This is a genomic window from Microcystis sp. BLCC-F209, from assembly GCF_041928595.1.
Taxonomy (GTDB): Bacteria; Cyanobacteriota; Cyanobacteriia; order Cyanobacteriales; family Microcystaceae; genus Microcystis.
Map to the genome: position 1 here is coordinate 1 of NZ_JBHFLL010000271.1, position 12,839 is coordinate 12,839.

12 protein-coding genes and 1 pseudogene are annotated in these 12,839 nt (G+C 42.8%); 10 read left to right on the forward strand and 3 right to left on the reverse strand.

What is annotated here, in order from left to right; genetic code table 11:
- A pseudogene (locus ACE1AQ_RS17180) lies at positions 1–427 on the forward strand (tetratricopeptide repeat protein); the annotation flags it as partial.
- Between the two features lie 230 nt (positions 428–657).
- Here the strand turns inward: ACE1AQ_RS17180 and ACE1AQ_RS17185 are convergent.
- Both ACE1AQ_RS17185 and ACE1AQ_RS17190 read right to left on the reverse strand, forming a co-directional pair.
- On the reverse strand, positions 658–1,008 hold the full coding sequence (locus tag ACE1AQ_RS17185) for a hypothetical protein (protein ID WP_004268952.1): 351 nt from the start codon (positions 1,006–1,008) through the stop codon (positions 658–660).
- Positions 1,009–1,317: a hypothetical protein gene (locus tag ACE1AQ_RS17190; protein ID WP_110545228.1), complete on the reverse strand. Its 309-nt coding sequence runs from the start codon at positions 1,315–1,317 to the stop codon at positions 1,009–1,011.
- Between the two features lie 320 nt (positions 1,318–1,637).
- On the opposite strand from ACE1AQ_RS17190, the gene ACE1AQ_RS17195 reads away from it, so the two are divergent.
- The 6 genes from ACE1AQ_RS17195 to metH all read left to right on the forward strand — a co-directional run bounded on the left by ACE1AQ_RS17195 (position 1,638) and on the right by metH (position 8,993).
- Positions 1,638–1,988, forward strand: coding sequence for a DUF433 domain-containing protein (locus ACE1AQ_RS17195; protein ID WP_002737461.1), 351 nt, complete (start codon positions 1,638–1,640; stop codon positions 1,986–1,988).
- Positions 1,966–2,328, forward strand: a complete 363-nt coding sequence (locus ACE1AQ_RS17200; RefSeq protein WP_002737135.1) for a DUF5615 family PIN-like protein — start codon at positions 1,966–1,968, stop codon at positions 2,326–2,328. Before ACE1AQ_RS17195 ends, ACE1AQ_RS17200 begins: the two co-directional genes overlap by 23 nt.
- A 10-nt stretch (positions 2,329–2,338) precedes the next feature.
- Positions 2,339–2,836, forward strand: coding sequence for a DUF29 domain-containing protein (locus tag ACE1AQ_RS17205; protein ID WP_052277643.1), 498 nt, complete (start codon positions 2,339–2,341; stop codon positions 2,834–2,836).
- A 443-nt stretch (positions 2,837–3,279) separates the two neighbouring features.
- Positions 3,280–3,912, forward strand: a complete 633-nt coding sequence (locus ACE1AQ_RS17210) for a type I restriction endonuclease (protein ID WP_110545231.1) — start codon at positions 3,280–3,282, stop codon at positions 3,910–3,912.
- Positions 3,913–4,131: 219 nt separating this feature from the next.
- Positions 4,132–5,298 carry a SpoIID/LytB domain-containing protein gene (locus tag ACE1AQ_RS17215; RefSeq protein WP_008198083.1) on the forward strand — a complete coding sequence of 389 codons (1,167 nt, stop codon included), beginning with the start codon at positions 4,132–4,134 and terminating at the stop codon, positions 5,296–5,298.
- Between the two features lie 131 nt (positions 5,299–5,429).
- The gene (gene metH / locus ACE1AQ_RS17220) at positions 5,430–8,993 is read left to right on the forward strand and encodes a methionine synthase (RefSeq protein WP_110545233.1); all 3,564 of its coding nucleotides are present in this window, start codon (positions 5,430–5,432) and stop codon (positions 8,991–8,993) included.
- 156 nt (positions 8,994–9,149) lie between these two features.
- On the opposite strand, the gene ACE1AQ_RS17225 is transcribed toward metH, so the two are convergent.
- Positions 9,150–9,836, reverse strand: coding sequence for a hypothetical protein (locus tag ACE1AQ_RS17225; protein ID WP_008198087.1), 687 nt, complete (start codon positions 9,834–9,836; stop codon positions 9,150–9,152).
- A 255-nt stretch (positions 9,837–10,091) separates the two neighbouring features.
- Here ACE1AQ_RS17225 and hisD point away from each other — a divergent pair, with 255 nt between their 5' ends.
- The 3 genes from hisD to ACE1AQ_RS17240 form a co-directional block, all read left to right on the forward strand.
- Positions 10,092–11,396, forward strand: a complete 1,305-nt coding sequence (hisD, locus tag ACE1AQ_RS17230) for a histidinol dehydrogenase (RefSeq protein WP_008198090.1) — start codon at positions 10,092–10,094, stop codon at positions 11,394–11,396.
- A gap of 115 nt (positions 11,397–11,511) precedes the next feature.
- Complete coding sequence (locus ACE1AQ_RS17235; RefSeq protein WP_039899567.1) at positions 11,512–11,727, forward strand: hypothetical protein; 216 nt, start codon at positions 11,512–11,514, stop codon at positions 11,725–11,727.
- A gap of 110 nt (positions 11,728–11,837) precedes the next feature.
- Positions 11,838–12,839 (forward strand): IS630 family transposase (locus ACE1AQ_RS17240; RefSeq protein ID WP_374808872.1); only part of this gene is annotated, 1,002 nt, incomplete at its 3' end.

Sequence of the window (12,839 nt, forward strand, 5' to 3'; positions counted from 1 at the left end):
GCAAGCCCGAAGCTACTACCAGCAAGCTATTGAGATCAAGATTGAATATGGGGATCGCTACGGGCAAGCCAACCCCCTGCACGGGTTGGGAATCGTAGCGCAACAAGTTAGGGAATTGGAGCAAGCCCTAAGCTAGTACCAGCAAGCAATTGAGATCTTCAATGAATATCGGGATCGCTACGCGCAAAACAACCCCCTGCACGCCTTCGGAAGCGTAGCGCAATAAGAACCTGAATAGAGCCAAGCCAAAAGTTAATACCTCCAACCCTTACAAATTTGGGCAGAATTTAAAGATAGTTACACCATACAAACCTATTCTTTGCCTCGTCTTGTTGCTCTTTATCAGCAAACGCAAGATGAGGAGATTTTTGTTGCTGCGGCTGATATTTTGGGGGTTGGGGTTGAGGAGGTGCGGGGTTTGGTCTAACTCCCCCCTAATACTAAATCCGGCTTTAAAAAGAGAGGGTGATGGGGTGATGGGGGGGGTGATGGGGTGATGATCCTCCCTCACTCCCTCACGAACCTGGCTTGTTGTTGCGCTTCAGCGCTAACTATTTCGGGCTTGCTGAAAAAGTAAGGGCGAAGCATTCGGATAGGAAATCTACGGTTTCAGCGATAGGTTATTGCCCGAATGCTTCGCCCCTACAATGTTGTGATCTACGGATGAGGTGTAATAGCGAGAATGGTGATTTCCCCCGAATGAGGTCCATAGCACCAGAAAATTCGATAGGCTCCCGGTGTATTCTGTTGGGCGTAGGCTTCAAAAACCTTCTGTGTTGCATCATAAGGGTTATCGAGGGAATTAAATTCGTGGGTTTTTAGTCCCGGATGTCTTGGGTTTGTACTGAGGAGCTTGAGGGCTTTTGTTACCTGTTTGTAGAGACCCTCTTGTTTCGATGCTTTTGTCCTACCTTGAGCCAGGCGAGTCTTTTGAGCCTGTTCCGCTTCTGCTCGCAATTCAGATAGAGTATTTCGAGCTTCCTGTGTCTGTCGTAAAGAGAAATTCAATTACTCCTCGACTTCTTCAGGAATAGATTCAGCAAACTCAAGCATAGCGTCTAAATCGACGGGTTCTTCAGCGAAATCTCCCGTGCGGGCTTCTGCGAGTCCCCGTTTGAGCGACTCGCGGACACTAGGATTCTGAAAAGCCCATAGTTCTCCCTCTGGAATCGCCACCATGGGAACCAAAAGAAGTTCCCCGCTTGCATTCATCAGTATTCGATAGTGACGGTTGCTACATTCAGTCCCAAGGCTAATCCGTCCCCAAGCATCAGCCTGAATATCTTCTTTAATGAGCGAAAAATTCTGATACTCCATCACGTCTCCTCCTCTCTTCATATACTTATTCTAGATAAGTTACCCAATTTGGGCAATAGGGTTATGTCCATTTAGCTTCTCACTATCTAAAGAAAACAGGTTAAACTTGTTCGGGCTAGAGCCTTGACAACAAACCCAGTTTGTAGTTGCACTCTCTTCGCTAAATTCTCTCCCCTTTCCTTGTAGGATAGGGTTCAGGGGAGAGGTCAATAATTAAGAATCCAATGCGATCGCACTATTCGGCAACGATCAAGTATAATTAAGATAACAATGTTACTTAAAGAATAAAGTTAAGTTTGAATCTTCAATTGGTATAAATCATGCAACTCGAAGACTATTTTAATTTTCTTGCTCCTAACGATATTCGGCTAAAAGGAACCCGCGTCGGTATTGAAACCATTTTACACGATTTCATTTACCAAGCCAAAACTCCCGAAGAAATTGCTAATACTTATCCATCTTTAACCCTCGAACAGGTATATGCGACGATTCTTTATTATCTTCATGATAAAGAAAAAGTGAGCCAATACATCGCCGACTGGCTAGAATGGGGGCGAAAAATGCGAGAAGAACAGCGAAAAAATCCTCCGCCTGTGGTTGAACGACTGAGAAAATTGAAAGCTGAAATAACAGCCAAGCAGAAAGCTAATGACACTGAAATATTTAATTGATGAAAATGTTAATTCGGTGTATCCTCAACAATTGCGTCGCCGAGAACCAGAAATCATTATTCGAGTAGTTGGTGAACCAGATACACCAAAATTAGGTACATTAGATCCAGAAATCTTGATTTGGTGTGAGGTAATGGGATTTATTTTAGTGACAAATAATCGTGCTTCTATGCCAGTACATTTAAGAGAACACTTCAACCAAAACCGTCACATTCCTGGAATTTTTATTCTCAATCAAGATTTAAGTATTGGTGATAACTTGTTAGAATTAATTGTAATTGCCAAAGGTTCTTTTGACAATGAATATGAAGACCGAATTGTACATTTACCGTTAACTTAATGAAATCCAAATGACCTTATTAAAACAATCGGACATTCAAGAAAATCCCACAACACTTTACGAACAAGATCTTCAGTTGTGGATTGAGCAAACTATTCATCAATTACAGAATCGACAGTTTGAACAACTGGATATAGAAAACTTAATTGAGGAGTTAAAAGATTTGGGTAAGTCAGAGAAACGCGCCTTAGAGAGCAACTTAATGGTCCTGTTGATTCACTTACTCAAATTAAAGATACAGCATGATGCTCCTGAGACAATGAAAGCAAGTTGGTATAACTCAGTAGATGAGCATCGTCAGCGCGTTCAAGATGATTTACTTAAGATTCCCTCTCTTAAATCTTATCTCTTAATCTCCATCACACAAGCCTATTCCAGCGCTCGTAAAGTCGCCATCAAACAGGGTAAACGCGCTCAATTTGGTATTCGTATTCCCCAAGAAAGTGAGTATCCCCTCGCTTGTCCTTTCACACCTGAACAGATTCTAAATGAGGACTTTTACGGATAAAAACGAAAGTAAACATTATCGATAATAAAACCATGAAACCAGAATATGACCTTGCCAACATTAAAAATCGCCCGAATGACCTAACCCTCCTTCCCTGGGAAATAAGGGGGGAATAAAGTTTTTAACACCTAACTACTTACATCTCAATAAATCTCTTGGATAAATCATAGCAAAGTGAACCTTTCATGTACTCTAAATTAAGGAGAAGACGATGGCTAATCTGGATGATGTAGGAAGAGGGAAAGCAGCTGATAAAAACCTGAACGATGCTAACCGAAGCGATGTGCAGGTAAACAAAACAAGACCATATCCTTAACTGTTCTCTCTGATTTAGAGCAGTTAACCCCGTCAGTAACGGATATTTTGCTGGGTTAAAAATTTAGGTAAATTCAATTAAAAATAGCAAATTACCATTAACATAAATCTTAATTAAGGAGGTAAATATGGTTCAATTTTTACAAGCAAAAGAAGTCACTCTCAGAGATTTAATTAATCATTTTCAACTAGAGTTTATAGAAGATGAGCATTTTTTTGGGGAATGGCAGCAAGACCTAGAAGCAATCTCTGACCAAGAAAAAGAATTGTTAGATAAAATCAAAACAGGTTATTTTAACTTATTGAATTATCCTCCCTTTTTAGAAACTTCGGTGAGGATGACGGTTTTAGATCCATTATTATTTATTGGTAACTTTTATCTATTTCCCTTTCAGATTAAAGCAGAAGAGTCCGTTGAAATTATTACAGAAGAGCAAGATTTAATAATTAAAGGAAGGTTAGATACTTTAATTCTAAAAGAACAATTATGGGTAATGATTATTGAATCAAAACGGGTTATTTATTCCGTTGAAGTAGGTTTACCGCAATTATTAGCTTATTTAATGGTCAATCCTCATCCCAACCGTCCTAATTATGGAATGTTGACCAATGGTTCCGAGTTTTTATTTGTTAAATTATTATGGGACGGTAAACCTTTATACGGAACCTCTCGTTTATTTGCCATGAGAAATCCGGGGGATTTATACGAGGTTCTCAAAATCCTTAAACATCTCTGTCAGTCTAGCGAGGGGGTGGAATGAACCACAGAGACACAAAGGACACAAAGATCGATCGCTTCTATGGTAAGTTAAGCTGATCACACAGAACCTAGAAGAGCCTGGATTAGAGGAGATTCAGCTAATCTAAGGATGGGTGGTTAAGAATTTTTTCGGCTTTTCTTGACTATTTCAGCCTTATTTGTCCTAACAAGCTCAAGAATACGAGAGTTTTTGTCTAGAATTGCCCGGCCTGAGAGGGGAATGGTAAAGTTAGATAAGAAAATTAAAGATGGTGTGATTAAAGTGAAATTTGCTGCTAGTACCTATTTTTCCCTGCTGCGTCATTGTGCCGTTCCTTTGTTGTCGATCGCTACTTTTACGCCAATTCTCTTAACTTATTTAGCCAAGGAAAAACCAGAAACCCCGCAACCGCAGGCAAATCTAGAGACTGCTGCCTCCCCTGCTCCTATTATCCCATCTCCGATCGCACCCTTAACCGCACCATCGCCGAAACTATTCCCCTCTCCCCAATCTTCTGCGATTCCAAAATCAGCACCCTCTCCCCAATCTTCCCCCTTAGCACCGAAAAAATTAGCACCATCGGTTCAAACTTCCCCTAATACTGCCCCTAATACTTCCCCCGCTGCCGCAGCCAAACCGGTAACTAGACAACCCTTATTGGTTCCCGCTAATTATACGCCGCCGGTCCTAGAAATTCGCGTGGCGATTAAAAGGGATGTGGCCAGTGTTTTGATTGGAGTTAACGGACCTGCGGTGATCACCGATCGCCAAGGTCGTGGTTTAAAAACGATTGCCACTAACGAGGGTTTACCAGTCATTGCCAGTGCCAATGGCTTAAAAATGGGCGATTTATCGCTGCCAGAGGTGATTTTTGTGCAGCCCACCAGTGCCGATGGTTTAGTTTATGTGGATGATAGTTGGTATCGGGGCAAAATCCTCCTTGTCGCCCAAGGCGATCGCTTGTTAGTGGTTAATCATGTTAATTTAGAGGCCTATCTCTATAGTGTAGTGGGTAGTGAAATGCACTCCACCGCACCAATGCACGCTTTAAAGGCACAGGCGATCGCCGCTCGTTCCTATGCCCTAGTACACATGATCCGCCCCGCTAATGCTTGGTTTCATCTGGGCAATACCCAACGCTGGCAGGTATATAAAGGCATTCGCTCGGAGTATCAATCGACTCACCAAGCGGTTAATGCCACTGCCGGGCAGATTCTCAGCTATAAAGGGGGTGTGGTCGAGTCTCTTTATGCCGCCACCGATGAAATTGTCGCTTGGGCCCACGGTGGTCGCGGTATGAGTCAAACTGGAGCTTATAAATTAGCGGAAAAAGGCCTAGATTATCAACAAATTCTCGGTAATTATTATCCCGGAGTTGGTTTAGCCCGTCTAGTGCTACAAAATTAGATTGATTGGCTTTCTCGACTGAAAACTCAAATCTGATCACTGATAACTGATCACTGAAATGCCGACCATAGCAGATTTCTAGTAACTGTATTACAATAAACTTTCAAAATGCTATAGCAGTAAATCTCTCTATGAATAGCCCCTTTCTTGACTACCTCAACGGTCCCAAGCATCCCGTCCTCGTCTTTGATGGGGCGATGGGAACTTCCCTACAAAGCCAAAATCTGACGGCCGAGGACTTTGGTGGGGCAGAATACGAAGGTTGTAACGAGTATCTTGTCCATACTAAACCTAGCGCTGTAGCCAAAGTCCACGAAGCCTTTTTAGCCGTGGGTGCGGATGTGATTGAAACCGACACCTTCGGGGGAACCTCGATAGTTTTAGCCGAGTACGATTTAGCCGACCAAGCCTATTATCTCAACAAAAGCGCCGCCGAACTGGCCAAGGCTTGCGCGAATAAATACTCTACCCCCGAAAAACCCCGTTTTGTGGCGGGTTCCATGGGGCCGGGGACAAAACTGCCCACTTTGGGTCATATTGACTTTGATACCCTCAAAAATGCCTATGTGGAACAGGTAGAGGGTCTGTACGATGGCGGGGCAGATTTATTATTAGTAGAAACCTGTCAGGATGTCCTGCAAATTAAAGCGGCTTTAAATGCTATTGAAGAAGTATTTCAGAAAAAAGGTCAACGATTGCCCCTGATGGTTTCGGTGACGATGGAAACCATGGGAACGATGTTAGTAGGAACGGAAATTAACGCCGTTGTCTCTATTTTACAACCCTATAAAATCGATATTTTGGGACTTAACTGCGCCACCGGTCCCGATTTAATGAAACCCCATATTAAATATCTCTCGGAAAATTCCCCTTTTATTGTTTCTTGTATTCCTAACGCTGGTTTACCGGAAAATGTCGGCGGTCAAGCGCATTATCGCCTCACTCCCGTAGAATTAAAAATGGCTTTAATGCACTTTATCGAAGATTTGGGAGTACAAATTATCGGCGGTTGTTGTGGTACTCGTCCCGACCATATCCAAGCTTTAGCGGAACTAAGTCAGGGTTTAACTCCGAAATCTCGTCATTATCATTATGAACCCTCCGCCGCTTCTATCTACAGTACCCAACCCTATATTCAAGATAATTCTTTCCTGATTGTCGGGGAAAAATTAAACGCCAGTGGTTCTAAAAAATGTCGGGAACTGCTCAATGTTGAAGACTGGGATAGTTTAGTATCGATGGCGAAAGCGCAGGTAAAAGAAGGAGCGCATATTCTCGATGTCAACGTCGATTATGTGGGCCGGGATGGGGTGCGCGATATGCACCAATTAGCCTCTCGTTTAGTTAATAATGTCACCCTGCCTTTAATGTTAGATTCCACCGAATGGGAAAAAATGGAAGCGGGGTTAAAAGTAGCGGGGGGTAAATGTATCCTCAACTCTACTAACTACGAAGACGGGGAACCGCGTTTTTATCAAGTCTTGGATTTAGCGAAAAAATACGGCGCAGGGGTAGTAATTGGAACCATTGATGAAGAAGGAATGGGCCGCACGGCCGAGAAAAAATTCCAGATAGCTAAACGGGCCTATTATGCAGCGATAGAATACGGAATTAATCCCTACGAAATCTTTTTTGATCCTCTAGCTTTACCGATTTCTACCGGTATCGAAGAAGACCGAGAAAATGGCAAGGCTACTATCGAAGCAATGCGTCGAATTCGCCAAGAACTGCCCGAATGTCACATTCTTTTAGGTGTGTCTAATATCTCTTTTGGGTTGAATCCAGCAGCGCGTCAGGTATTAAATTCTGTCTTCCTCCACGAAGCGATGCAGGTGGGTATGGATGGCGCAATCGTCAGCGCTAATAAAATTCTTCCTCTGGCAAAAATTGAACCAGAATATCAGCAAGTTTGTCGGGATTTAATCTATGATAATCGTCGTTTTGATGGCGATATCTGTGTTTATGATCCCCTGACCAAATTAACCGAATTATTTGCGGGGAAAACTACTAAAAAAGACCCCTCTAGTAATGCTAATTTACCCGTGGAGGAACGCTTAAAACAGCATATTATTGATGGGGAAAGATTGGGACTGGAAGAGGCTTTAAAGCAAGCTTTACAGGACTATCCACCCCTAGATATTATTAATATTTTCCTCCTGGATGGGATGAAGGTAGTGGGTGAATTATTTGGTTCGGGGCAAATGCAGTTACCTTTTGTTCTCCAATCTGCCCAAACTATGAAAGCGGCCGTTGCCTTTTTAGAACCCTTTATGGAGAAAAAAGAGGGGGATAATAATGCCAAAGGGACTTTTATTATCGCAACAGTTAAAGGGGATGTTCACGATATTGGTAAAAATTTAGTTGATATTATCTTGACAAATAACGGCTATAAGGTGATTAATTTGGGCATTAAACAACCCGTAGAAAATATCATCGAAGCCTACAAAGAACATCAAGCCGATTGTATCGCTATGAGCGGTTTATTGGTGAAATCAACGGCTTTTATGAAGGAAAATCTGGAGGTTTTTAACGAAAAAGGAATCACCGTTCCCGTTATCCTTGGCGGGGCAGCTTTAACTCCCAAATTTGTCCATGATGACTGTCAAAAAACCTACAAGGGACAGGTTATCTATGGTAAGGATGCCTTCTCTGACCTGCATTTTATGGATAAATTAATGCCCGCTAAAGCTGGGGGTCAATGGGATGATAGTAAAGGCTTTTTAGCGGAGTTTGCCGAGGCAGAAAAAACCCCGGTTGTTGCAGAAGAATTAGAGGTTAATCCCGATACTATTTTTACCGATGGAACCCTAGACAAAGAATTAGTTATTGATACCCGTCGTTCGGAAGCGGTGGCAGTTGATATTCCCCGACCAACACCGCCCTTCTGGGGTACTAAAATATTAACAGCCGCAGAAATTCCCATCGAGGAGGTTTTCTGGTATTTGGACCTACAAGCTTTATTTGTCGGTCAATGGCAATTTCGCAAACCCAAAAGCCAATCAAAGCAAGAATACGACCAGTTTTTACAGGAAAAAGTTCATCCAATTCTGACAGCATGGAAAGAGAAAATTGTCAAGGAAAATTTACTAAACCCCACATTAATTTATGGTTATTTTCCCTGTCAGTCGTCCGGTAATTCCCTGTTAATTTACGATCCCGAATCGATACAAGCAGGCGAAAACCCCGAAAATCTGCAACCGATCGCCATTTTTGAGTTTCCTCGCCAGAAATCCGGTCGTCGTCTCTGTATTGCTGACTTTTTCGCCCCGCAGGAATCCGGTATTATCGATGTTTTCCCGATGCAAGCGGTGACAGTGGGGGAAATCGCCACAGAATACGCTAAATCTCTCTTTGATGCCAACGAATATACCGAATACCTCTATTATCACGGCATGGCTGTCCAAACCGCCGAAGCCATGGCCGAATGGACTCACACCCGCATCCGTCGCGAGTTAGGTTTCGCCGAGTTCGATCCCGATAATATCCGCGATATACTGCAACAGCGTTACCAGGGTTCTCGCTATAGTTTCGGCTATCCCGCTTGTCCCAATATTCAGGATCAATACAAGCAACTGGATCTGTTAGGATGCGATCGCATTGGGATGTATATGGACGAAAGCGAACAATTGTACCCAGAACAATCCACCACCGCCATTATCACCTATCACCCCACCGCTAAATACTTTAGTACCTAATCAGTTATCAGTGATCAGTTATCAGTGATTCAGTTATCAGGTGTGAGTTTTTATCGGTAAAACCCCACACCCCACACCCCACACCCCACACCCCACACCCTACACCTCACACCCCACACCCTGTCCCCACGAAAAACCTTTTGCCGCCAACCCTAATTAGGGCAGCCATTCCAGTAAAATTCCTACGGAGCTATCTTTACGAGCGCGGGAATTTTGGGCTTGAATATCGGCGGCTAAACGTAAATTAGAGGTAATCGCATAACCAACCGAAAGAGTAGTTAATCCCACCTCGTTATCACCACCGGGGGAGATAAAACTCTGACTGACGGTGATATCTGCCGCCCCCGTGCGAGAAAGGGCTAATTTGAGCTTTAATCCTAAGTTAAGCCCATCGGTGCTGTAATTTCCCGTTTGAATGTAACGATAGCCCACCATGGGAGCTAGATTGACATAATCACCCAAAGGGAGGAAATAGTATTGTAAATTTGCCCCTATTGCCGTCCTTTTGCCGTTAAAAGCCGTCTGATAATCGCCGCTTAGGGTTAAACTGGTTTGACCGAAAAACACATCTTCTACCCCCAAAATCACGGCACTGGAATTATCCCTAGAAGGAAACTCTGCATATCCTAAACGGATACGAGTGCGAAAACTAGGATCGCGGCGAATCTCTTCGGCGATATCGGGTATTTTTTCTAACCAACGCTCTAAAACCGGGCTTTCTTGTCGAATTTTCGGATCTAGGTCTAAATCCGTTTCTGCCCACACGGCACCACTCGCCCCCCATAATAAACCAAGAGCGATCGCATTTACAGAACAGCAAGAGAGCCTAAACATAATCTGCATTATACCCAAGGAGGCAGGAGGCAACAGGCAAGAGGCAAGAGAAAGAATCTGGCAATAAAGCTTTTAGCTTAACAAATTAGGTTTTAGATTCGGCTTTTGTTATCAGTTATCAGATGTGAGTTTTCAGTTCACTGATTACTGGTTACTGTTTACTGATCACTGAAAAGCCGGCACTCCCCCAAAGGTTACAATAAAAATAAAGATTCAGATTCCCTGTTATTCTTGAGAGGACGGGGGGCAGTAGGAGCAGCAATAGTGGTTAGAATATTAAAACTTTCGCAATTAAGTGGCGAGGAACGGGCAAAACTTCAGAAAAGAGCCGAGTTAGATATTGATAACGCCCTAAAAGTCGCTCAAACGGTGATAGAAACCATCCGCGAGCGGGGGGATGCCGGCGTTGTGGACTATGTGCGGCGTTTTGACTACGAGGGGGCGACGGTAGAAAATATCAAAGTCAGCGAGGCAGAATTTGAGCGGGCTTTTCAGTTAATTGAACCGGAAGTAAAAACCGCCATTGAACAGGCTTTCCGGAATATTCAAGAGGTACATCGTCGCCAAATGCCGGAAGAAACACTACTGGCAGAAATTGAAACCGGTGTCTTTGCCGGCGAAAAAATCTCTCCTATCCCCAATGTGGGTTTATACGTTCCCCGGGGCCGCGGTGCTTTTCCCTCGATGATGTTAATGTTAGCCATCCCGGCAATGGTGGCAGGAGTGGAAAGAGTTGTCGTTTGCACTCCCCCCGATAAACAGGGCAACGTGGAACCCGTTTCTCTGGTGGCGGCGCAGATGGCTGGAGTCAAGGAAATTTATAAGTTAGGTGGCGTACAAGCGATCGCTGCTTTAGCTTTGGGAACAAAAAATATCAAAAGGGTTGACAAAATTACCGGTCCGTGCAGCGTCTATGGGGCGGCGGCTAAACGGTTACTGTTCGGCACTGTGGATGTGGGTTTACCGGCCGGTCCAAGTGAGTCGATAGTTTTGGCCGATGAGTCCACCGATGCCCGTTTAGCGGCCTTGGATTTATTAATTGAAGCGGAACACGGGGCGGATTCGGCGGCTTTATTAGTCACCCACTGTGAAGATTTAGCGATCGCTGCTAGTGAATATGCACAGGAATACCTGCAAAAACTCCCGGATTGGCGACGGGAATTTTGTGAGGCGGGTTTAGCCGCCTATGGGGGCATAATTTTAACCGATAGTTTGCAGCAATCCCTCGATTTTGTCAATGAGTACGCCCCGGAACATCTAGAGGTTTTAGTTAGTAATCCTTTTGCCATTCTGGGCAAGATTAAAAATGCTGGGGAAATTCTCCTGGGAAATCATACTCCTTCCTCTATGGCTACCTACGCCATCGGGGTAAATGCTGTGCTGCCGACGGGAAGTTTTGCCCGTTCCTATTCGGCGGTTTCGGTTTATGATTTTCTCAAGCGCTCCACTTTGGCTTATGTCACCTCCGAAGGCTTTGAAAAGTTAAAAGAAACCACGAAAACTTTAGCCGAGTACGAGGGGTTTCCCGCCCATAAATTAGCAATTCAACACAGGGAAAATTTACTCTAAATAGGGGGAATAGGAAACGGGGAATAATGCACCAGATGGAAGCGCAAATGGTGCATTCTGTATGAGAAGTTAGGCAAGCTTATTTTTTAGATTCAGTACAGCTTGAGTAAATTCCATGATGCAACTCGAAGACTATTTTAACTTTCTAACCCCTAATGATATTCGCTTAAAAGGGACAAGAATTGGCATTGAAACCATTCTCTATGACTATATTTATAAGGTAAGCCAGACATCAAAGCCAACAAGAAAGGGTTTACCTACAATCAGTCATCAGAGAAAGAGCGAAAAACTCCAAAAAAGCACAATAAAGGCAGTAAGAACGGGACTATAAAAATAGATGGAGAAGAAATATACTTTGCACGGCTATAACTTGCATTTTTTACTCAAAGACAATAATATAGTTTAAGAGTCATAATTAGAAGCAAAGCACTCATTAAAAACATGATTAACCTAGAATTCACGGAAGAAGAAAAGAACTCACTGTATTATGAAAGATTTCATCATCCCCATCCCCGGGTTCAACTGAAGATGGAAGTTCTCTGGTTAAAGAGCCAAAAGATACCGCACAAAAAAATTTGTCAGTTAGCAGGAATCTCGCCAAATACCTTATTAACCTATCTTCGAGATTATGAAGAAGGCGGAATAGAAAAATTAAAAGAAATCAACTTCTATCGCCCTAAAAGTGAATTAGAGTCTCAAAAAGAAACGCTCAAAAAATACTTCGAGAAAAATCCACCAGCCACAATAAATGAAGCTGTATATAGGATAGAAGAATTGACAGGAATAAAACGAAGTCCTACCCAAGTGAGGAAATTCTTAAAATCCTTGGGAATGAAATGTTTAAAAGTAGGTTCTCTTCCTTCTAAAGCTGACCCAGATGAACAAGAAGACTACAAAGAAAAAAAGCTAGAACCAAGACTAAATGAGGCTAAAGAAGGAAAAAGGGCTGTTTTTTTTGTTGATGCCGCTCACTTTGTTATGGGAGCTTTTCTCGGTTTTGTTTGGTGTTTTGAGAGACTTTTTGTTAAGTCACCGAGCGGGCGTAAACGCTTCAATGTTTTAGGAGCATTAAATGCAATAACTCATGAAGTTATTCTGGTTACTAATGACACTTATATTACGGCAACTCAAGTCTGTGAACTCCTTGAAAAAATAGCTGCTTTAGGACTAATGATTCCGATCACTCTAGTCTTAGATAATGCCCGCTATCAAAAATGTAAAATTGTTGAAGAATTAGCTCTTTCTTTGTCAATAGAGCTACTCTATCTACCGTCTTATTCGCCTAATCTAAATTTAATTGAAAGGCTGTGGAAATTTGTCAAAAAGAAATGTTTATATGGTAAATATTATGAGAACTTTTCTGACTTTTCTTCAGCTATTTATGAATGTCTGAATGATGCCCATCTGAAACATAAAAAAGAACTGGATTCCTTGCTGACTCTA